Origin of the sequence: Leptotrichia hofstadii (assembly GCF_007990525.1) — a bacterium.
Taxonomy (GTDB): Bacteria; Fusobacteriota; Fusobacteriia; order Fusobacteriales; family Leptotrichiaceae; genus Leptotrichia; species Leptotrichia hofstadii.
On record NZ_AP019823.1, the window covers coordinates 1,701,371 to 1,723,401 of the forward strand.

Genomic DNA, 22,031 nt, shown 5'->3' on the forward strand with positions numbered 1-22,031 from the left:
ACCATAAAAAAATGTGGAATACTATATAATAAATCTTTTTTTATATATAAAATATCTTAATTTTAATCTTAATTTTACCCACTAATTTTTATTTTCAATATCATTTCTAAATTCAGTAAAGCAGCCACCATTACTTTTAAGCTGTGTATCTTCTTCCATCTGTTTCTTATCCTTGTAAATCATTACATCTTCAGGATTCTCAACAAATAAAGTTGTTCCTGAAGCCTTTATCTTGGCATTGCATTTAAATTTGAATATTCTGTCTTTAACCCCATTTTTCAAGAGAATATTGTATCTTTTTTTAGGAAATTTCTCTATAACTAAAAAGTCGTAATCCCCTGAAGCAGTGCTTCCCCTTATTCCTGTCTTCTCTAAATACTCATCTTTTTTAGCACTGTAGTACAAATTATTATCAGTAACATAAAAGCTGGTATCCTTGTCAAGGGAAACCATCTTCTCCTCTTTCGCATCCAGAACTATATTTTCATCATTCTGTTCTGCATTTTGAGATGTTTCGTTGTTTGACATAATTAAATAAACTATTATGCAAAACATTGTTGCTATGAGTATAAAAATAATTATATTCTGATTTGATCCCTTCGCTTTTTTTGGTTTCATCAGATGAAATGATTTTCTTTTTTTCAGAAATTCTTTTTCTTTCTTTTTATTTTCAATCCATGTCTTCCTTGTTTCCTGCAATTTTTCCTCAAGAACTTCAATAGAATCATTTTCAGGCCAGTATAACTTTGCATCATTTAAGTATTTTTGAGCTTCTTCAAATTTAAATGCCTTTATCGCTCTCAATGCTTCAATGCACAGATTTTCAGATTTTTCAGCATATCTATTTTCTTTTGCTGTTTTCTGTCTTGAGCTGCCATCATTTTGCCTGTATTCTTTCATTCCGCTTGATTTTTTAGAGACAGTATACGGTATTTTATTCTCCTTGCAAAATCCTATAAAAATACTTTTTGCTTCTTCCTTGTTTTCCACAATCTTCTGTATTTCGTCAATAAATTCCTCAGAAGGAATTTTATCATCTGTCAAGTTGTGGATTTGTTCGGCTCTTTCGAGTATTTTCAATGCTTTTAAATATTGGAGATATTTTAAATATCCATTGTATCTTCTTAATTTTTCTTTATTTTTTAATATTATTTCACATGCGCTATATAGTTTTTTCTTGGCAGAAGTTTCATTGTCAAACTTAATCAGATGTTTTCTTTTTTCGTCAATTTGTTCCTGAGTCAGCGTTTTTATGTCTAGTCCTTCAGAAACTAAAAATTGATATAAATTCTCTTTGCCTAAAATTTCCAGATGTTTTTCAAATACTGAAAATTCAAAAAATTCATCCTGATTTTTGTTAATATTTTCATAAAAATTCCTGTATAATTTTTGATTATATTCACTAGGTAAAATTTTTCTTCCACTAATTTTTATTCTTTCTCTTACCAGATTTTCTTGCCGATGTGTTCTTTTGGCAATTTCCTTTACAATTTCTTCTTTAATTTCTGCATTTTTTATATATTTCAAAAAATTGTCTATCGGATCAAACAGTTTTTTCTGGGCATCTTTTATTAGTTCTTCTCTTCTAGCTTCATTTAGCATTTCCTGCCTTATAATGCCAGTTTTTGCGAGATTGCTGTATTTTCTGTATTTTTTCCCATCAAAAGGGTCGCTTTCCTTTGCCAGCCAATACCGTTTTTTTGCTTCTATTCGCGCTTCTATTTTCTTTTCGTCTTTTTCAGGAACTGGATAATACTCAAGCCCAAGAATTATGTACCAGTTATTTATTATTCGACTCTCTTCTGCCATTTTTATTATTTCTCCTCCTTTACATCAAGATTTTTTATCCAGCACAATTAGGATTATATACTTACAGCACCGCAATTCCTTGCGATTTACTTGTCAATCTTTCTAATTTTTCCTTAGATATTATACTTTTTGTTTCTAATTTTACATTTACTTCCTTATTTCCAGCTTTGTCCCTTCCTCTTATTTCCAAAATCCCTTCTTTATTCAATTTCAGAGTGATTTCCACTAAAGCTCCTGCTGGAAGGTTTTCAGGCAGTTCCAATATCGCATTGCCTATTTTCAAGTCCTCATCTACGTCAAAATACTTATCCATATAGTCATTTTCATAAATTTCTATATCTACTGTCTCCTGATTGTCATTAAGCGTCGTAAAATTACCCGAAACTTCCAAAATTCCACTTGGCATAGGCTCATTTTTTATAATCATGTTAAAACAGCTCTTAACTCCATCTTTATTTTCAACTTTTACTGCAAAGCTCTTTGTTGTTGCAATGACAATTTCTCTTGTATTTCCACCTATTCCCATCATTTCAGGAGAGAATGTCAAATCTTCCTTGTAATCCTTTGCTCTCAATTCCTTTTCATCTCCATTAACCATTACTGTTACTTCCTTGTCAGATTCAAAATCCTGCCCTGCAAGGCTCTTCTGGTTATTCACATAAACATTTGCAGCATGAATTGCCGCTCCCTTCGCAACGGCTTCATCCGGCTCAAGGATTTTTATTTCTATTCCTCCAAAGTTTTCTGTCAATGCCCTTTTTATCTGCGGCATTCTTGTAGAGCCACCAACAAGAAGTATTTCATCTATTTTTTCATATCCTTTTCTTTTTGCTACATCAATTACTTCTTTCGTTTTTTTCAAAGTTTCATTTAGCAATGTAGAAGTTATCTCTTCAAATTCATCTCTAGTTATAGAGACTTTTTCCCTGCTTCCCATAACCTCCAGCAAATCTCCAGCCTGACTTCGTGAAGTTAGCTGTTTTTTTATCTTTTCTGCCTTCAATCGTAAATCCTGTTTTGCATATTCATCAAACTCAATATCATAACCTATTTTCTTGACAAATTGGTCAGCAAGATATTCTATCAATACTTCATCCCAGTTTTTTCCACCTAAATCATGATCCCCGTCTGAACAGATAACCTGAATTTTATCAGAACTGATACGCATAATCGTAACGTCAAAAGTCCCGCCTCCTAAATCATAAACCAGAATCGTCTTTTCATTCTGTTCCTTTGCGCATCCATAGTACAGTGCCGCCGCTGTTGGCTCGCTTATGATTTCCAGTACGTTAAGTCCTGCGATTTTACCTGCATTTTTAGTTGCTGTTCGCTCCGCTGTCCCAAAGTAGGCTGGACAAGTTATTACAACATCCTTAACTTCCACTCCAAGCTGTTCTGAAGCATCTTGTGTCAATTTTCTTAAAATAAAAGCCGATATTTCTTCAGGAGTCTTGTCTTCCCCATTATAATTAATTGCAAAATCTGTCTTTCCCATAAGCGTTTTTACAAGCATTACTGTATTTTCAGGATTTAAAACTGCCTCAGATTTTGCATCTGATCCTACAATCACATTATCTCCGTCAAATTCAACCACAGACGGTGTTATATTATCTCCATCATTATTTTTAATTACTTCAGCCCTTGCTGTATCATCCACACGAGCTATACAGGAATAAGTCGTTCCCAAATCAATTCCAAAAACATATTTTGACATTTTCAATTCTCCCTTCGATTCTTATTTTTGCAAGTCTTAGAATTATCTGATTTTTATATTTTTTATAAGTTTTAAATATATTTTAATGTATTAATTAAAATTTTAATCAATAACTATCTGTATTATACCACATTCATTATTAAATTTCATTAATTTTTTTATAAGATATCCTCGGAACCTTAATATGAAACCAGTTAAGATTAATTTTAATTTTCAACAATTTTACATTTACGTATATGTTGACAATTCAAATAAAATATAGTATATTTAGTATGAGAAATCAAAACTAATTTTATTAATAAATTTTAAGGAGGATATAGAAATGTTTGAGAGAAGTTCTGGAATTTTGTTACATCCTACTTCACTTCCTGGAAAATACGGAATTGGAAGTTTAGGAAAAGAAGCATACAAATTTGTAGATTTCCTGAAAAAAGCAAATCAAAAATTATGGCAAATTTTCCCGCTTGGGCCAACTGGGTATGGGGATTCGCCTTATCAATGCTTTTCAACATTCGCTGGAAACCCATATTTAATTGATTTTGACTTGTTAATCGAGCAAAATTTATTGACTGAGGAAGATTTGAGAGATGTTGATTTTGGAGGAAATGGAGAATATATTGATTATGGCGCTATTTATAATCAAAAATATCCTTTGTTAAGAAAAGCTTATGACAACTTTAAGGCTAATGGAAATGATTATTTAAAAGGAAAATTAGATGCCTTCAAAGCTGAAAACAATGATTGGCTAAATGATTACAGCCTGTTTATCTCTTTAAAAAATCACTTCAACGGACTTCCTTGGACTGAATGGCCGCATGACATTAAAGTTAGGGAAGAAGCTGCAGTTAGTAAATACAGAGAAGAATTAGCTGACGACATTGAGTACAACAACTTTATTCAATGCCTGTTCTTTACTCAATGGGACAACTTGAAAAAATACGCTAACGACAATGGAATCAAAATAATCGGAGATATTCCAATTTTCGTTGCAGTAGACAGCTCAGACGCATGGGCAAATCCAGAAATTTTCCTATTCGACCCTGAACTAAAACCTGTTAAAGTAGCTGGTGTTCCGCCTGATTATTTCAGTGCCACAGGACAGCTTTGGGGAAATCCTCTATACGACTGGGACAAATTAAAAGAGTTAAACTACAAATGGTGGGTAGACAGAGTTAGAGCCAACCTTTCTACGTGCGACATCATAAGAATTGATCACTTCAGAGGGTTTGAAGCATACTGGGCAGTTCCTTATGGAGACGATACTGCAATAAACGGACAATGGGTAAAAGGACCCGGAATTGACTTATTTAACAAAATAAAAGAAGAATTGGGAGAATTACCAATTATTGCAGAAGATTTAGGATTAATGACACAAGGTGTTATTGATTTAAGAGATGCAACTGGATTCCCAGGAATGAAAATCTTAGGTTTTGCATTTGATTCAGAAGAAGAAAATGACTACTTGCCTCATACTTATACAAAAAACTGTGTAGTTTATACTGGAACTCACGATAATGACACATTAATCGGATGGTTTACAAAAGCAAAAGAAAAAGATAAACAATTTGCAAGAGATTATTTAAACTCACAAACTGACGATAACATCCATTGGGATGCAATAAGAGGTGCATGGAGTTCTGTTGCAAACATGGCAATCGCTCCAATTCAAGATTTCTTAGGATTAGGAAGCGAAGCTAGAATCAATACTCCTGGAGTTGCTAGCGGAAACTGGCAATGGAGATTAAAAGACGGTGTATTAAGTGATGAATTAGCAGAAAGAATTGCTAAATTAACAAAAGTTTATTCAAGATAATTTATAAAATTTTTTAATTTGAAAAATTAAAGAAAAATAGAGAGAAGTTTGAAAATATTATTCAAAAAACTCTCTATTTTTTTAATCTCCTATCCTATTTAACATCTGTATCTCATGCAAATATTTTGCAATATTTAACGCACTCGTTTCTTGAATGGTGATTACTGTTTTTCCAGTATTACTGCTATAATTATCATTATCTGGAACAAATTTTATATACATCAAAGTTTCAGAAGTGTACAAAAATGTTGCTGAAGCGTATGCATTTTGAAGTTTCGTGTAACCTTTTCTTTTAGAATAAAGTTTTCTAATTTCGGCATCCATTTTTTTATGTTCTTTTACAGTTGTATCATATTCAAAAATTGAAGACATAAGCATATTTTTCCCAAAATAAAAACTAGCTCTTGCATAATTTCCAAATGGATCTTTTACTTTTTCATAGTAAAATACCGTATCATCTACTCCATCATTATCACGATAATATTCTTTTTGTGGAACTACTTTTTTAAATTCTTCGTAACTCATCAAAAGACTAATATCATCTGTAACTTTATGCATTGTCTTAAAATCGCTCCATTTATCTGGACTTGTGAACTTTGGTTCAGTGATGTAGCCAAATCCTGTGTATGCTGAATATGATAACAAAGTAATGATTAATGATAATATAATTATTATTTGTTTCATTTTTTGCCTTTCATATTTTTTAAAATTGATCTCTTGTTATAACAATCTTCGATTGTTCTTCAAGGAATTTTGCAATTCTTTTTTGATACTCTAAAGACATTTTCTGTGCTTCATTATTTTTTCCTTGTAATTTATAAATTTCTTCCATACACATGAAAGAAAACGGATCCTCTTTTTGAATACCTGTTTTACACATTTTTTCGGCACCTTTTCCATTATTTTCTAATATAAAAAGTCCATAAAGTCCATAAGCATATTTATTTTGTTTATTATACTGATTTCTTAGTACTTCTTCAATTTTATCATCTTCATCTAATTCACCATATAACTTAACCACATTTGATAACATTTCTTTATCTCCGTTATCCAAAGCTTTTTTGAAATATTCTACTGCTTTTCTTTTATTATTTTGTTTCCAATATAAAATTCCAAATGCTCTTATAGAATTTTTTGAATTTTTATCGTTCATACTTAATAATGTATTTTCAGCTTCTTTATATTTCTTCTGTTCTCGATATACTGCTGCTAAATTTAGCTTAACATTATCACTTAACTCTTTTTTATCTTTTATCTTATTTAAAGCACTTACATATGCTTTTTCTGCCAAATCATATTTTTTTTGATAAAAATATGTCGTTCCAAGTTCTATTTCAGCACTTACATCATTTGTACTTTTTGAAGACATTTTCAAATATTTCTCTGCTTTATCATTCTGATTTGTTATCTGATACAACCTAGATAAATTAAATAATGTAGATTTTTTCAGTTCAGGATCCCCACTAGTTTTCTTTAATGCATCTAAAAAATATCTTTCAGCTTTATCATACTCTTTTTTATTCAAATATAAAGTTGCCAAATTATAGTTCGCTCTTACATTTCCCTTTTTTATTGACTCCAAAAACATCTTTTCTGCATTAGAATAATCATTTTTCTCATAATATTCATTCGCCTTCAAAAATTCCTCATTTCCATTTGCTCCGTAACTTATTGAAAAACTAAAAATTAACAGCATCAAAATTAAAAATTTATGTTTCATTTTCATCTCCTCTCAGTTTTTGTATAAATTCATATTTTTCAATATTATCTTTAATCAAAAAAATTTACCTTTTTACATTATCATATTTTTGCATAAAAAGTGTTGCGACATATTCATTTTTATTGTATTTTACGCCTCCAATTTCCACTTCTCCTGCCAAATCTTTTAAATCAGAATATTGATTATATTCCCAGCCATTTTTACTTGTCTGTTCCAAAATTTTAGCATTCTTTTGATATGACAGTTCAATTACTTCAACATTACCTCTATATCTATATTTTTTTAACAGTTGTAAAATCTGAACCATAGTATTTTCTTCGTTTTGTTCTATCAAAAAAGTTAATTTATTTGGAAGAGATTTGTTCATTCTCCAAATTTCTTCTATCAACTTTTCTGCAAATTTCTTCTCATCACTTTTATATCTAAAAGTAACCATGTCTCCTAATGATAGAGCTTTTGTTAACACTCCGCTTTGCTCTACAGTTCTTGCAATAGGATTTTTGAAATTATCATCCATTACAGTTATAACCACTTTTGGCATATAAACTTTTTTCTCTTTTGAAAAAGATAAAATTCCTAATATTAAGAATAATGATAGTATTATTTTTTTCATTTTCCACTCCGTTCTTAAATTTTTATTGTCTTGTTTGTATTCTAAATTGAAATAGAATCTTATTACGAATACTAACTGCTTTATTAATGAAAATCTACTTTTTATTTTTTTCTAATTTATCTTCTAATTTACTCATTTCTAGCTTATATTTCTCAAATAATTCTTTCGATTTAGTTTTGTTGCCTTTTTGCTCATAAAATACACTCATACACAAATACGAACTAGGATCACCTTTTTGTATGCCTAATTTACAAATTCTTTCTCCTTCTTCAAGACTTCCATCCTTTATTTTTTCTGTTCCATAATATCCATAAGCATAAATATTACCATTTTCATATTCTTTTTTTATTAAGTTTTTAATTTCATCAGTTACATTTCTACGTTTAATCGAAATTACTACAATATTATTTATTGAGACGTTATCTCCTTTTGCTAATGCTTTTTTAAAAAATTCTTCTGCTTTTTCATAATTTTGATTGTCATAATAAAAATTGGCTAACATTTTAAAAATTGTTATATCATTATTTTTAATAGTTCTTAATATTTTTTCTGCCTCTTTTTCTTTATTTTGTTTTATATAAATATATGCCAAATTTATTTTCATTCTTTCTTTTAATTTTTCATCTTTGGTATTTTCTAAATCTTTCAAAAGATAATATTCCGCTTTTTGAAATTTACCTTGAACAGAATATAAATAACCTAGAGCATTATAAGCGTTTGGATTCCCTTTTTTCAATGCTACCAAAAAATATTTTTCAGCTTCATTGTATTTTTTTTGATTAATATAATTATTTCCCTTTTCAAATTCCTCATTGCCATTTGCTCCATAACTTATCGAAAAACTAAAAATTAACAGCATCAAAATTAAAAATGTAGGTTTCATTTTCATCTCCTTTCAGTTTTTTCCTCTATTTCTCCGAATTACAGTAATATTTAACTTATCTAGAATATTGCCATGTATCTATTTTTACTTTCATGCCTTCTAATTATTCTTATTTTTATCCTTTAATTTTTTCTGAATAAACTTTACCAGTAAAAATCCACTTAATCCTCCCACAATCATAGCAACAATTACTAATATTTCTTCCATATTATAGTTTACCTCCAAATCTTTCTAAAATCAATCATCTAATTTTTCTTCTTCTAATTTATCTTTGCTTTCAATTTTTTCTAATTTTCTAAAAAAAGCTACTATTAATCCTATTCCAGCTACTCCTCCAATAATTATCATGATATATGTTAATATAACTAAAATAGTATAATCTGTATCCATATTTAAATCATTCCTTTACTTTTAAAATTATTGTCCTAATAACTTTTTAATCCCCTCTATTAGCAAAATATGCTCTTTTTCCAGCACTCTCTTTTGCAAAATTTCAGGCGTATCATTCTCATAAACAGGCACTTTCACATTTGTTATAATTTCTCCTGTGTCTATTCCATTGTCTACAAAATGGATGGTGCAGCCGCTTTCTTTTTCCTTGTTTGCGATTACGGCTTCGTGGACTTTTATTCCGTACATTCCTTTTCCACCGTATTTTGGGAGAAGTGAAGGATGAATATTTATAATTTTACGATTCCATTTGTTTATAAAACTTTCTGATAAAATTGATAGATAGCCTGCAAGTACGATGTAATCTGTTCTTTCTGTATCATTTTCCAAAATAGCGTTTATTTCATCTGATAAATTTTTTCCAAATAACTTTTTATCAAGCATTATGCTTTTTATCCCATGTTTTTCAGCTCTTTCCAGTCCAAAGCATTCCCTGTCGGCAATTACATAGGAAATTTCACAGTTTAAGTTGCCATTTTCGATATTGTCGATTATTGACTGTAAATTAGAGCCTGAACCTGATATAAATACTGCTATTCGTGTTTTTTTATTCTCTGACTTATCTTTTAGATTTTCAATTATTTTAGACATATTTTTTCATCACCTTTTCCAATATGTCCAATTTCATAAGCATTTTCACCATTTTTTTCTAAAATTTCAATCACTTTTTCCTTATCTTTTGCGTCTACAATCAATACAAATCCTATACCCATATTAAACGTTCCCCACATTTCGTCTTCGCTTACTCTTGAAAATGCGTTGTGCTTAAATAACTCATGAATTTGAATTTTTGATTTTTGTATATTTGCACAAAGTCCATCAGGTATTGTTCTTGGTACGTTTTCGATTAGCCCTCCACCCGTGATGTGGGCCATTCCGTTGATTTTTACTTCCTTCATTACAGCCTGAACTGGTTTTACATAAATTTTTGTTGGAGTCAATAAATGTTCCCCAATTGTTTTTCCACTGTAAACTTCAGTAAAGTCAGTAAATAATTTTCTGATTAATGAAAAACCGTTACTGTGTGCTCCACTTGATGGAATTGCAATTAAAACATCGTTTTCCTTAACATCTGAACCATTCACAATTTGGTCCTCTTCTACTGCCCCTACTGCAAATCCTGCAATATCGTATTCACCCGGAGTATAGAATCCTGGCATTTCAGCCGTTTCTCCACCAATCAAGGCAGCTTCTGACTGCAAGCATCCTTCCACAACTCCGCTTACAATTTCAGCCGATACATTTGAATCTAATTTCCCGCAAGCTAAGTAATCTAGGAAAAATAACGGCTTTGCTCCGTGACATAAAATATCATTTATACACATTGCTACGCAGTCTATTCCTACTGTGTTGTAAATCCTTGTTTCAAATGCAACTTTTAATTTTGTCCCAACTCCATCAGTTCCAGAAACCAGCACAGGCTTTTTATAATCTCCAAGTTTGTATAAAGCTCCGAAACTTCCCAAATCATTCATAACATTGGCATTATATGTGCTTTTGGCACCATTTTTTATTTTTTCTACACTTTTATACCCTTCTTCTTTATCTACTCCCGAATCTTTATAAGAAATTGACATTTTTTCCTCCTATTATATCTTTTATTCTACAAATATTTTAAAATTTTTGTTATATTTTGTAGGAAAAAATTCCGTAATTTCATATTCTGCAATTTCATTTATATTAAATGGATCTTCTAAAATTATCTTTTCTACTTCTGATAAACTTTCTGCATTTAACAAAATTACACCGCCTGTTCTAGGATTTTTTCTTCCTGAACAAATGAATTTTCCCATTTCATAATATTTTTCCAAAAATTTTATGTGATCTTCTAAATGTTTTTCAACTTCACTTACTTCTTTTATATAATTCAAACTTACAATATACATTTTTTCACCTTACTTCTTTAATTCCTCTAAAGCCTCTTTTTGAACCGGTGTCAACGAAGCATAAAATTCTTCCTCATAATCGCCCAATCCAGCTGGATAATCTCCATTAAAACATTCCATGCAAAGCCCTGTATAAGGTGCGTCAAAATCAAGCCCTATTGACTCAATCAGCCCATCTATGCTAAGAAATGCAAGCGAATCTGCTCCTATATATTCTCTTACTTCCTCAACAGTTTTATTTGCCGAAATTAATTCAGATGATTTTGAAACATCTATTCCATAAAAAATAGGAAATTTAAATTCTGGAGATGCAATACGGACATGCACTTCCTTTGCTCCCGCTTCTTTTAACAGCTGAACTATACGGCTTGAAGTTGTCCCACGGACTATTGAGTCATCTATCATAACTACAACTTTATCTTTTACAACGCTTTTTACAGCAGATAATTTCATTCTGACACCTTGCTCACGTAATTCCTGAGTTGGCTGAATAAAAGTACGTGCTACATATTGATTTTTAATTAAGCCCATTTCATAAGGCTTTCCAATTTCTTCTGCATATCCGCTTGCCGCTGATAATGATGAATTTGGGACTCCAATTATAATATCTGCATGTTCAACTGGAGCTTCCTGCGCCAGTCTTCTTCCACATCTTTTACGTGACTTATGAACATTTACTCCAGAAATATCAGAATCAGGACGCGCAAAATACACATATTCCATTGCCGCAATAGCAGTTGAAGTATTTTCAGTGTATTTTTCTATTCTATATCCACTTTCATCAATAATAACCACTTCTCCAGATCTTATATTTCTAATAAACTCCGCTCCCACAATTTCCAATGCACATGTTTCACTTGCCAAAATATACGCCCCATTTTTTGCTTTTCCTAAAATTAAAGGACGAAATTCAAATGGATCTACTGCCCCATACAATTCTGTCTGAGTTTGAATTACGAAAGAAAATCCACCTTTTACTTGACGTAATGCATCTTTTAACTGGCTCAGAAAATCCTTTTCCTTGCTTCTTCTTATCAAGTGAACCAATACTTCCGTATCAGATGAAGAATGAAAAATCGCACCGTGTTCTTCTAATTCCCTTTTTAATGTTTTGGCATTGATTAAATTTCCATTGTGTGCCAACGCAATGCTTCCATCAAAAAATTGAAATAAAAATGGCTGAATATTACGTCCACTGCTGCTTCCAGAAGTTGCATACCGCACATGCCCTATGGCACTATTCCCTTCCAGACGGTTAAATATCCTGTCATCATTAAATACTTCTGACACTAATCCAGGACCACGATGTCCGTTTACACGTTTTCCATCACTTACCACAATTCCTGCCGCTTCCTGCCCTCTATGCTGAAGACTATGAAGCCCATAATAAGTAAGCCTTGCCGCATTAGGATGTCCATAAACTCCAAATACTCCGCATTCCTCATTCAAACTCTTAATCATTTGTAATTTTCCTCCATTTTTATTATAAACTATTCTAAATTTATAATTTTATTGATATTTTTACTATAAAAAAAATTATCTCTCATTTATCTGATAACAAGTATTCAAGACTCTCTTGCTAATGTATGCTTTAAAATTCCTAAAAAATTTATTTCAATACTTCTTCCAAACGACGTAAAACTTCACGATATGCTCCCATTACATCTCCTAAATCCTGTCTAAATCTATCCTTATCCAATTTTTTAAGCGTATCTTTATCCCATAATCTCATTGAATCTGGACTTATTTCATCAGCTAGCAAAATATTCCCATCCTTATCTCTTCCAAACTCAATTTTGTAATCCACTAAAATCAAGTTCATTTTATCAAATAATTTTGAAAGCAAGTCATTTATCAAAAAAGTTTGCTCCTTAATCCCAGCCAATTCATCTTCAGTTACCAATTCCAAAGCCAAAGCATGATCATCATTCAATAGCGGATCTCCTAAATCATCATTTTTATACGACAGTTCAAATGTAGGTCTTTTAAAAATTTTCCCTTCTTCTGCTCCATATCTTTTCACAAAACTTCCAGTCGCCCTATTTCTAATAATCACTTCCAAAGGCACAATTTCCACTTTTTTACATAATTGTTCCCTTTCGTTCAAAGTTTCAATCCAGTGAGTTTTCACACCATTTTTTATCAAATATTCATAAATTAAAGTAGAAATTTTATTATTCAAAATCCCCTTATCTTCCAACTGATCCTTTTTTACTCCATTAAAAGCTGTTGCATCATCTTTAAAATACATAATTATTTCATCCGCTTTATCTGTTGAAAAAATTGATTTTGCTTTTCCTTCATAAATTTGTTCTCTTTTTTCCATTTTTTATTTCCTCCATTTATATTTATTTAAATGCTTGTATAATTTGTACTACTCCTATTATAATTCCAATTACAGCAAAAGAAATATTCCACAAGTTGCTTCTCGTTTCTTCCTTTTCCTTAATTTGTTCTTCTTTTTTTCTGATTTGATACTTAGCGATATTTCTAATCAAATTTAATGTTCTTTCTAGTTCTTGAATTTGTTCTTCTATATTATATTTTTTTAATATTTCTTCAATATCTTTAGATGATTTTCGATTTTCCGAAATCGGATATTTATAATACATTTTTGTATAAAATAATGTCATTTCTTTTAAAATATTTTCTACTTTCATAAAATCGTCTGCTGAATAATTTAAATATAATTTTTCTATATCCAATTCTGAAACCTTTTCTTGAAAATAAGTTATCATTACAGAATAATACTTGGATATGGCTTCTCCTAATAATTTTAAACGTTCTGTATTATACTTTGTCATATTCTTGTCCTCATCAGGAAACTTTCTCTTTCTAGATATTTGTGTTATTTTGTTTTCTGATAATTTAAAATAATAATCATAATAATCTGAAGTTTTATTAACAAATAATGAAATTTTATTTTTCAAATTTGGTTTTAATGTGTCATTACCACAAATTTCTGTGTTACCACTAATATTTTGTTTATTTTCTTCTATCTCTTCTTCACTTAAAAAATAATTTTTAAAATAAAACTCTCCCATATTTTATAATTTCTCCCTTTTACAATTCAATTTTTTTCTCATTATCCGCAATAAACTTAGCTTTCATTTCTTTTCTGAAATTAATCAGTTTTTCCTTAATTTCAGGATATTTTACCGATAAAATCTGTACAGCCAGCATCCCCGCATTATACGAATTATCAATTCCAACTGTTGCCACAGGAATAGACTTTGGCATCTGAACAATTGAATAAAGTGCATCAAGCCCTCCAATCGCTCCATTTAAAGGTACGCCTACAACAGGAAGAATTGTCTTTGAAGCAATAACTCCTGGTAAATGTGCCGCAAGCCCTGCTCCAGCGATAATCACTTCAGCCCCTCTCTTTTCCACATCTGCAAGAACTTCCTCCAATTTTTCAGGAACCCTGTGAGCCGACAAGACATAAGCTTCGTACCCAATCCCAAATTCCTTCAGGCAATTTGCCGCACCTCTCATTTTTTCAGTATCTGACTGACTTCCAAAAAATATTGCTACTTTCATTTTTTAATTCTCCCTTCATTTTTACTTTGCTTATTTTTAATTACTTTAATTCTCTATTTAAAATATCATAACCACATTTTTCATTAATTTTAAAATCTGATGTTTCCATAACAATATTTACAATATTTCTATCTGTGTTTTTAATGTATTTCCCATAAAATATAATTTTTTCTTTATTATTTCTAACATCGTTAAAATTTTTAGAAAAATAGCTATAAAAATTTTTAATATCTGAATATTCAGCTTGCAAAACTAAATCAAATTCATTTTTAAATCCCAACACAGAAGTATTTTCAGATTTCAAGATTTTTATATTTTCAAATTTATCAAGTTTAAAAGATTGTATTTGAAAATAGAGATTAAAATTTTTTAAATTATTTACAACTTTGTTATTTTCAGCATTATAAAACTTTCCGTTTTTATATAAGATTGGTATTTCTTTAATTTTATTTTCTATTTCTTCAGTATAGTTTCCGTTCCAATTTCCATTTTCCTTTTTTAAAAATAAAATTTTATTTTTTTCTTTACCATCTCTTTTATCTTTTATTGTCAATTCATACTTTGTATCACAAAATTCATCTAATGTTTTTTTGGAATAACTATTTATAATGCCATTTTTTAAAATCTTTGCCTCCTTTTCCAAATCTCTAGATTTTTCTAATTTCCAGTTTACAAAAAGAAATATTATTGGACAAGATGCAAGTATTAATATTACCATAGTTATGAACATTATTTTTCTCATATTCTATCCTTTAATAAAAAATCTAATCTCACTGCACCATTTTTTATGTAAATTTTTACTTATCTATATAAAAATCAGCTTTCTTTTTATTTGAATTACTATCTGCTTCTTGCAAGTTGTTTTCTTATAACTTGTTCTATTTCCTGATTTCTTTTCATAAGAAGTATTCCAATTGGATTTATATCTGTATATTTCTTATTTTCCATATCAGACATTATTTGATTAATTAATTCTAAATTTGATTTATTTTCTTTTTTAGCCAAAAGATATATTTCTTTGTTTATTATTGTTTTGGAGTTTATAAATTTATACTCCTTGTTTTCCATCGTATCTGATAATTTTTTTATTTCTGATTGAATTTTTTTCAAATCCTGTAAATATTTTTCCCTGTCTTTTTCTTCAACTGGAACTTCAAATACCTCTTCTGTATTATAAATTTCATTCCAATCGTACAATTTATAATAAAATATATCAATCAATAAACTTTCTTTAAACAAATCACCTATTGGTGTATTATTTCCATATTGCTGATCTGCATAAAAAACAGCCGTTTTTTTTAGTAAATATTTTAATTTAAAAATAAATATTTTGTTTAATTCCCTATATTTTTCCTTACGTTGTTTAATACTTTCTAAATATTCAGAATTTAAAGTTTTTCCCTTTGCAAAATTGTCCTTTTTATAATCTCCTGATTGATAATAATTTTCCAAGTTATCTGCTTTCGACTTCCAAATTTTTAATGATTCAATCCAATTTCCTGTTAATTTACCAAACAATTTATCATTTTTATTTTCCTTTTCCAGCACTTGAATTACACTGTCAAAATCTGAAAAATTTTTTTCTGATGCCATTTTCAAAAAGTCATTTATTTGCTTTTCATCAGGTTTTACAAAATTATTATTATCATCTAAAAATATCTTTTTGTAATCATAAAAAAAATCTTTTTCATAAAAATACAAAATTATTTTAGTAACATTGTTACCATAACGAGGCATATTTTCAGCAATTTCTCTGAATTCTTCCTTCCAATTCTTAGGTATATGTTCAAAATCCAGCATTTCATCAAGTGAGATTTCACGTAAAGCATCCTGATTACTCACATTTTCAATCTTTTTATTTTGAGCATTCTCCGACTTTTCTTCTTTCTTTTGGCAATTTGATAAAACTAACGACAGCAAAATGGCTAAAAACATAAATTTATTTATTTTTTTCACACCAAACTTCCTTTACAAAAAATTAAAATTATTTAAGTTATACTCAAACCCATTTAAAATTAAACTATTAAAAATTAGACATTAAGGTTTGAGTAAATAGTCATAGCCTTTGAGTTCTGTTTTAAAACAGTTTTACTATGCAAAGATAGAATCAATATTAATCCAAGATTCTATCTCCATAACATAATTTTTTTCTATTTAAAAAATTTTATTCCATTTCTAAAGATATTCTGCTCCTTATTCCCATAAATATTTTTATAAACATTCTTTCCTTTTCTTTCAGAATGTCCCATTTTCCCAAAGATTCTACCATTATGAGCAAGCATTCCTTCAATTGCATAATATGAACCGTTTGGATTAAATTGAGAATCCATCGTTGAATTTCCATCTAAACCTACATATTTTGTTGCAATTTGATTGTTTTTGAATAATTTTTTGTATTCTTCCTCCGTAATAATTATTCTTCCTTCACCGTGAGAAATTGCAACAGAGTGAATATCTCCCTCTTCCATATCAGAAAGCCACGGAGAGTTATTTGTAATAATTTTTGTCTGCACGATTTTTGACATATGCTTGTCAATTGCATTAAAGGTCAAAGTTGGTGAAGTTTCGTTCAATTCCCGAATTTCCCCGTAAGGAAGTAATCCTGATTTTATAAGTGCTTGGAAACCATTACAAATTCCTAAGATTAACCCATCTCTCTTTAGTAAATTTTCCACAGCTTCTTTGACTTTTTTATTTTTTAGGACAGCAACCATGAATTTAGCAGAACCATCTGGCTCATCTCCTGCACTATATCCTCCTGGGAGCATTAAAATCTGCGAATTATTAATTTCCTTAACAAAATTGTCTATTGAATCTAAAATATTTCTATGAGACAAGTTGTTAAACACTCCTATTTTAGAAATTCCTCCTTCACGGTTAAATGCTCTTTCCAAATCATATTCTGAATTTGTTCCTGGAAATACTGGTATAAACACTCTAGGTTTTGCATAAGTATTCGAGATGTTACTAATTATATTTTCATGCTCAATTTTAGCAAGTTTTTCATATTTTAAGCCTTCACAATGTGCAATTTCATGCTCTTTTGCCACTTCTTTTTTTGTTGGGAAGATTTTTTCAAGTTTGCTTTCCCAATTTCCAATTAACTCATCTAATTCAAAAGTTATTCCATTTACAGTAATTTTGGCTTCATCAGTAACTTTTCCAAGCAACATCGCATTTTTATGCTCAATATTTTCAGCAGTTTCCACAATAAATGCTCCGTAATTTACTTTAAACCAGTCATTTTCATCAATTTGTGCCGAAACATCCACACCCAGTTTATTTCCAAAAGTCATTTTTGTAATACTTTCTGCAATTCCACCATTTTTCACAGCCATAGCAGATACAATTTTTTTATTTCTTATATTTTCAGTTATAAAATCAAAATTTGCCTTTAATTCATCAAGTTTTGGCAAGTCATTTTCATCATTTGGCGTTGTAATTAAGTACACATTGTTTCCAGCCTTTTTAAATTCACTAGAAATCACATTTTCCGCATCTGTAATGCTTACTGCAAATGATACCAATGTTGGCGGTACAGAAATTTCGTTAAATGTTCCACTCATTGAGTCCTTTCCACCAATTGACGGCAATCCAAAGGCTTTCTGAATGTGCAATGCTCCTAATAATGCTGATAATGGTTTACCCCATTTTTTGGAATCCTGCCCCAGTCTTTCAAAATATTCCTGGAATGTAAATCTAATGTTTTTGTAGTTCCCTCCACCAGCGACAACTTTTGCCATTGACTCAATTACAGCGTAAGCACCGCCGTGGAATGTACTTTGTTTTGCAACATAAGGATTGTATCCATACCCAACCATTGAAGCAACATCTGTTTCTGCATTAATTACTGACACTTTCTGTACCGAAACTTCCGCAGGTGTCAACTGATATTTCCCACCAAATGGCATTAATACAGTAGTTGCCCCGATTGTTGCGTCAAAAGTTTCAACCAATCCTCTTTGTGAAGCGACATTTAAGTCTTTCAGGTTATTTATAAATTTGCTTCTAAAGTCATTTCCTTCAATTTCTCTGTTTAAATTCAATTTTGGTGTATTTTCAATTGTAATATTGATATTTGAAGCAGCTCCGTTCGTATTTAGGAAATCTCTTGAAATATCAACAATCGCCTTTCCATTGTATTTCATAACAAGCCTGTTAGAATCATTAATTTCAGCCACTTGACACGCTTCTAGATTTTCCTCATTTGCAAATTCTATAAATTTATCCAAGTTTTGTTTTTCGATAACAACTGCCATTCTCTCCTGCGACTCTGAAATAGCAAGTTCCGTACCATTTAGCCCAATATATTTAACTCTTACCTTATTCAAGTCAATTTCAAGTCCGTCAGCCAGTTCTCCAATTGCAACCGAAACTCCTCCAGCTCCAAAGTCATTACATTTCTTAATTAATTTTGTAACATTTCTGTTTCTGAAAAGTCTTTGAATTTTTCTTTCAACAATCGCATTTCCTTTTTGTACTTCAGCACTTGATTTTTCTGAAGATTCTGTTGTATGCTCCTTAGACGATCCAGTCGCTCCTCCAATTCCATCTCTTCCAGTTCTTCCACCAAGTAAAATTACAATATCCCCATTTTCAGGCTTTTCACGAATAATATTTTCAGCAGGTGCTGCTCCCACGACAAGTCCCAGTTCCATCCTTTTAGCCTTATATCCTTCATCGTAAATTTCATTTACATGAGTTGTTGCAAGCCCAATCTGATTTCCGTAAGAAGAAAATCCGTGTGCAGCTACTTGTGTAATAACCTTTTGCGGCAATTTCCCAGCCATTGTATCCTCAATTTTTTCAGTCGGATCAGCAGAACCGCTAATTCTCACAGCCTGATAAACATAAGTTCTCCCAGATAACGGATCACGGATTGCTCCACCAATACAAGTAGAAGCTCCTCCAAACGGCTCAATTTCTGTTGGATGGTTATGAGTTTCATTTTTAAACTGCAAAATCCATTTTTCAGTAACTGTATTCTTTTTCCCATTTTCATCAATTCTTTCAATTGGCACATCAATATAGATCGAACACGCATTTATCTCATCCGAAACTTCCAAATCTGGCAAGTTCCCATTTTTTCTCTGCTCTTTTCCAAAAATTGTAGCAAGATCCATAAGTGTCATAGGCTTTTTAGAAATTCTGTCAGCATGAACATGCTCCCTGCTTTCCAAATATTCATTAATAGCCTTTTCAATAATATTCTTATAAGTCTCATTTTCAATTTTTATATCGTCAATAATTGTTTCAAAAGTTGTGTGTCGGCAGTGATCACTCCAGTAAGTATCAAGAACACGAATCTCAGTTTCCGTAGGATTTCTTTTTTCCTCATTTTTAAAATATTCCTGAATAAACAGCAAGTCATTCACAGTCATTGCTAATTCCAATTCATTTTTAAGACTTTCAATTTCCTCTTTTGTTTTTTCAGTAAATCCTTCATAAACAATAACATCATCCGTATTTTCAGTTTCAACATTTTCACTTAAAACATTTAAATCTTTTTCCCTCGCCTCAACCTCATTTATATAATATTTTTTTATTCTTGCAAGTTCATCAGGAGAAATTTTTCCGTATAAAATTATCAATTTTCCACTTTTTACATTAATATTATTATCTTCATCAATCAATAAATTTATACATTGAATTGCAGAATCCGCCCTCTGATCATATTGCCCCGGCAAAAACTCCATTGAAAAATACACATTTTCTGAATCTTTTTCCTTAAACACTTCATCGAATGATCTAAAAACATTGTCAACATTTATTTCTGAAAATACAGTTTTTTCCAATTTTTCCAAATCATTTTCACCCAAGTTAAACACATCATAAATATTCAAGACTCTTACATCAACAAGCCCATCTATCCCGATGTTCTCCTTCAAGTCAATAAACAAATTCTGTGCTTCCACTCTAAAATCTTCTTTTTTTTCCACAAAGATTCTATAATTCATTTTTTTCTCTCCTTCTTTCTGCTATATTTTTTATTTATATTAATTAATTGAAACCCATATTATTTTTTATTAAGTAATTATTTTTATAAAACAATCCTAAACAGTTGCCATCTCCTTTAAAAATTAGACTTGTCTAAGTATTTTTTGACATTTAATCATAATAGTTTATTTGACTAAAATAAATACCAAACAAAATTTAGTTAGAAGAAAAAGAATTGTTTGAGCTTTTGCAAAACATTTTAAAAAAATCTATTTTTTGATATTAAAATGATTTATTCTCAAAAGCGATTTTTTTTCTTTTATAAGAAAGTTTTGTGTAAAGCGGGAGTGCAGAGATATGGCGTATGATATTATCTCTGTCTAAAAAAGATCGTTATAAATAATAAATAAAATAACCATTATTAATCAAAGCAATATAAAAAAACAAAAAAAATCTAAGTAAACAAAATTCACCTAGATTTCTGACATAAATTTATATATTTATTTTTTTTACATTTTATACATAACAAAGCAGACAATTTTACAATTTGTCTTGTGAAAAATATCCTCATTGCTCTCGTGACAAAAAAAATTTTTTTCATCTTTCCTCCACAATAAATTTAACTTTACATCCTAATAACAAAAATAATCTACTAAAAAATTTCATATTTGTAAAATTTCTCACCTAGTAAAAGTATAACAAAATTTTACTATTTTTTCAATACCTAAAAAATTATTTCCAACAATTATCATTAAATTCAGATTTTTTCATTCTTGAAACATATTTATTCCCTGCCACAAAATATCGTAATTGCTTTTCTGTCCAGATTCCTTTGTTTGGAATTCCTATTCTTGCCGAAATTTCAATTTTCTTTGGAATTTTACTATTTTCAAAATCAACATAAAGTAGATTTTCCTTCATATTTTCACTATTATAAATCAATTCTTGCGTTATTTTATGAAAATTTTTAGTAATTTCAAAAATATTACTCTTATTAAATTTGTCACTAATTCCCATAGCCTTTGTCAATTTTCCCGGACCATTGCTAACTAGAATCCCAGATTTTCCTCTATTTTCAACCATTCTTTCAACATTAATCACTGGCTCAATTCCCCTAATCAGTACTGCCTGCGGATTTCCTTCTTCACAGCTGACAATATTAAGCATTTTATGCGTATGCATTGTATAAATATAAACTGTGCCAGCTTTTCCGAATAAAGCCTCAACCTTTGGAGTCCTTTTGCCTTCAAATCCGTGACAAGCCCTATCAACTGCTCCCAAATAAGCCTCTGTTTCCACAATATATCCCCCTAATATTTCATCATCCTTTTTCACAAGTATCAATTTCCCAAGTAAATCTTTTGCAAGCGAAATTGTATCCTGCTTAAAAAACTTTATCATTTTTTCACCTTATATTTCCATTTTATAAATCAATAATTTTACAACATTATTATATACAATTTATTGAATAATTTCAAATTCAATAAACACTAATTTAAATTTTTATATTATATACTTTAATCTTTTTTAATATTAAAATATAGATTAAAAGATTTGAAGTTACATAACATTGTAATTACTTTATAAATATTATTATATGCCAGTTTATCTCACAGAATTTAATAAATAACAGATGTTTTTTTAATCATTTATTATAAAGAAT

The 22,031-nt window shown here is 30.0% G+C and carries 19 protein-coding genes; 1 reads left to right on the forward strand and 18 read right to left on the reverse strand.

Features of this window, described 5'->3' with window-relative positions:
- Window positions 1-81 precede the first annotated feature (81 nt).
- A complete protein-coding gene (locus tag FVE77_RS08060) occupies window positions 82-1,809 on the reverse strand; it encodes a hypothetical protein (RefSeq protein WP_026746013.1) in 1,728 nt (575 codons plus the stop codon).
- 61 nt (window positions 1,810-1,870) lie between these two features.
- A complete protein-coding gene (locus FVE77_RS08065) occupies window positions 1,871-3,523 on the reverse strand; it encodes an Hsp70 family protein (protein WP_026746012.1) in 1,653 nt (550 codons plus the stop codon).
- Window positions 3,524-3,839: 316 nt separating this feature from the next.
- Between FVE77_RS08065 and malQ the strand changes: the two genes are divergently transcribed.
- Complete coding sequence (gene malQ / locus FVE77_RS08070) at window positions 3,840-5,336, forward strand: 4-alpha-glucanotransferase (RefSeq protein ID WP_269472252.1); 1,497 nt, start codon at window positions 3,840-3,842, stop codon at window positions 5,334-5,336.
- An 81-nt stretch (window positions 5,337-5,417) separates the two neighbouring features.
- On the opposite strand, the gene FVE77_RS08075 is transcribed toward malQ, so the two are convergent.
- The 16 genes from FVE77_RS08075 to FVE77_RS08145 all read right to left on the reverse strand — a co-directional run bounded on the left by FVE77_RS08075 (window position 5,418) and on the right by FVE77_RS08145 (window position 21,769).
- Window positions 5,418-6,020 carry a hypothetical protein gene (locus FVE77_RS08075; protein WP_146967870.1) on the reverse strand — a complete coding sequence of 201 codons (603 nt, stop codon included), beginning with the start codon at window positions 6,018-6,020 and terminating at the stop codon, window positions 5,418-5,420.
- Window positions 6,021-6,039: 19 nt separating this feature from the next.
- A complete protein-coding gene (locus tag FVE77_RS08080; protein WP_026746009.1) occupies window positions 6,040-7,056 on the reverse strand; it encodes a tetratricopeptide repeat protein in 1,017 nt (338 codons plus the stop codon).
- Window positions 7,057-7,120: 64 nt separating this feature from the next.
- Window positions 7,121-7,669, reverse strand: a complete 549-nt coding sequence (locus FVE77_RS08085) for a hypothetical protein (RefSeq protein ID WP_006803662.1) — start codon at window positions 7,667-7,669, stop codon at window positions 7,121-7,123.
- A gap of 94 nt (window positions 7,670-7,763) precedes the next feature.
- A complete protein-coding gene (locus FVE77_RS08090) occupies window positions 7,764-8,552 on the reverse strand; it encodes a tetratricopeptide repeat protein (protein WP_026746008.1) in 789 nt (262 codons plus the stop codon).
- 237 nt (window positions 8,553-8,789) lie between these two features.
- Complete coding sequence (locus FVE77_RS12680) at window positions 8,790-8,942, reverse strand: hypothetical protein (protein ID WP_169718711.1); 153 nt, start codon at window positions 8,940-8,942, stop codon at window positions 8,790-8,792.
- Window positions 8,943-8,969: 27 nt separating this feature from the next.
- Window positions 8,970-9,593: a phosphoribosylglycinamide formyltransferase gene (gene purN, locus FVE77_RS08095; RefSeq protein ID WP_036087878.1), complete on the reverse strand. Its 624-nt coding sequence runs from the start codon at window positions 9,591-9,593 to the stop codon at window positions 8,970-8,972.
- On the reverse strand, window positions 9,581-10,579 hold the full coding sequence (gene purM, locus FVE77_RS08100) for a phosphoribosylformylglycinamidine cyclo-ligase (RefSeq protein ID WP_026746006.1): 999 nt from the start codon (window positions 10,577-10,579) through the stop codon (window positions 9,581-9,583). Before purM ends, purN begins: the two co-directional genes overlap by 13 nt.
- Window positions 10,580-10,600: 21 nt before the next feature.
- On the reverse strand, window positions 10,601-10,888 hold the full coding sequence (locus FVE77_RS08105) for a YciI family protein (protein WP_026746005.1): 288 nt from the start codon (window positions 10,886-10,888) through the stop codon (window positions 10,601-10,603).
- A 9-nt stretch (window positions 10,889-10,897) separates the two neighbouring features.
- A complete protein-coding gene (gene purF / locus FVE77_RS08110) occupies window positions 10,898-12,349 on the reverse strand; it encodes an amidophosphoribosyltransferase (RefSeq protein ID WP_026746004.1) in 1,452 nt (483 codons plus the stop codon).
- A gap of 148 nt (window positions 12,350-12,497) precedes the next feature.
- Window positions 12,498-13,214 (reverse strand): phosphoribosylaminoimidazolesuccinocarboxamide synthase, encoded by a 717-nt coding sequence (gene purC, locus FVE77_RS08115; RefSeq protein WP_026746003.1) that lies wholly within the window; start codon window positions 13,212-13,214, stop codon window positions 12,498-12,500.
- A gap of 22 nt (window positions 13,215-13,236) precedes the next feature.
- Window positions 13,237-13,932: a hypothetical protein gene (locus tag FVE77_RS08120; protein WP_026746002.1), complete on the reverse strand. Its 696-nt coding sequence runs from the start codon at window positions 13,930-13,932 to the stop codon at window positions 13,237-13,239.
- Between the two features lie 19 nt (window positions 13,933-13,951).
- A complete protein-coding gene (purE, locus tag FVE77_RS08125; RefSeq protein WP_026746001.1) occupies window positions 13,952-14,431 on the reverse strand; it encodes a 5-(carboxyamino)imidazole ribonucleotide mutase in 480 nt (159 codons plus the stop codon).
- A gap of 40 nt (window positions 14,432-14,471) precedes the next feature.
- Window positions 14,472-15,173 carry a hypothetical protein gene (locus tag FVE77_RS08130; protein WP_026746000.1) on the reverse strand — a complete coding sequence of 234 codons (702 nt, stop codon included), beginning with the start codon at window positions 15,171-15,173 and terminating at the stop codon, window positions 14,472-14,474.
- Window positions 15,174-15,271: 98 nt separating this feature from the next.
- Window positions 15,272-16,387 (reverse strand): DUF3829 domain-containing protein, encoded by a 1,116-nt coding sequence (locus FVE77_RS08135; protein ID WP_026745999.1) that lies wholly within the window; start codon window positions 16,385-16,387, stop codon window positions 15,272-15,274.
- Between the two features lie 194 nt (window positions 16,388-16,581).
- Window positions 16,582-20,388 (reverse strand): phosphoribosylformylglycinamidine synthase, encoded by a 3,807-nt coding sequence (locus tag FVE77_RS08140; RefSeq protein WP_026745998.1) that lies wholly within the window; start codon window positions 20,386-20,388, stop codon window positions 16,582-16,584.
- A 712-nt stretch (window positions 20,389-21,100) separates the two neighbouring features.
- On the reverse strand, window positions 21,101-21,769 hold the full coding sequence (locus tag FVE77_RS08145) for a DNA-3-methyladenine glycosylase (protein WP_051254484.1): 669 nt from the start codon (window positions 21,767-21,769) through the stop codon (window positions 21,101-21,103).
- Window positions 21,770-22,031 lie beyond the last annotated feature (262 nt).

Bases quoted from the DNA above. Each gene is read 5' to 3' on its own strand.
- FVE77_RS08060 (WP_026746013.1), bottom strand. From the start codon at position 1,809: ATGGCAGAAGAGAGTCGAATAATAAATAACTGGTACATAATTCTTGGG.
- FVE77_RS08065 (WP_026746012.1), bottom strand. From the start codon at position 3,523: ATGTCAAAATATGTTTTTGGAATTGATTTGGGAACGACTTATTCCTGT.
- FVE77_RS08075 (WP_146967870.1), bottom strand. From the start codon at position 6,020: ATGAAACAAATAATAATTATATTATCATTAATCATTACTTTGTTATCA.
- FVE77_RS08080 (WP_026746009.1), bottom strand. From the start codon at position 7,056: ATGAAACATAAATTTTTAATTTTGATGCTGTTAATTTTTAGTTTTTCA.
- FVE77_RS08085 (WP_006803662.1), bottom strand. From the start codon at position 7,669: ATGAAAAAAATAATACTATCATTATTCTTAATATTAGGAATTTTATCT.
- FVE77_RS08090 (WP_026746008.1), bottom strand. From the start codon at position 8,552: ATGAAACCTACATTTTTAATTTTGATGCTGTTAATTTTTAGTTTTTCG.
- FVE77_RS12680 (WP_169718711.1), bottom strand. From the start codon at position 8,942: ATGGATACAGATTATACTATTTTAGTTATATTAACATATATCATGATA.
- purN (WP_036087878.1), bottom strand. From the start codon at position 9,593: ATGTCTAAAATAATTGAAAATCTAAAAGATAAGTCAGAGAATAAAAAA.
- purM (WP_026746006.1), bottom strand. From the start codon at position 10,579: ATGTCAATTTCTTATAAAGATTCGGGAGTAGATAAAGAAGAAGGGTAT.
- FVE77_RS08105 (WP_026746005.1), bottom strand. From the start codon at position 10,888: ATGTATATTGTAAGTTTGAATTATATAAAAGAAGTAAGTGAAGTTGAA.
- purF (WP_026746004.1), bottom strand. From the start codon at position 12,349: ATGATTAAGAGTTTGAATGAGGAATGCGGAGTATTTGGAGTTTATGGA.
- purC (WP_026746003.1), bottom strand. From the start codon at position 13,214: ATGGAAAAAAGAGAACAAATTTATGAAGGAAAAGCAAAATCAATTTTT.
- FVE77_RS08120 (WP_026746002.1), bottom strand. From the start codon at position 13,932: ATGGGAGAGTTTTATTTTAAAAATTATTTTTTAAGTGAAGAAGAGATA.
- purE (WP_026746001.1), bottom strand. From the start codon at position 14,431: ATGAAAGTAGCAATATTTTTTGGAAGTCAGTCAGATACTGAAAAAATG.
- FVE77_RS08130 (WP_026746000.1), bottom strand. From the start codon at position 15,173: ATGAGAAAAATAATGTTCATAACTATGGTAATATTAATACTTGCATCT.
- FVE77_RS08140 (WP_026745998.1), bottom strand. From the start codon at position 20,388: ATGAATTATAGAATCTTTGTGGAAAAAAAAGAAGATTTTAGAGTGGAA.
- FVE77_RS08145 (WP_051254484.1), bottom strand. From the start codon at position 21,769: ATGATAAAGTTTTTTAAGCAGGATACAATTTCGCTTGCAAAAGATTTA.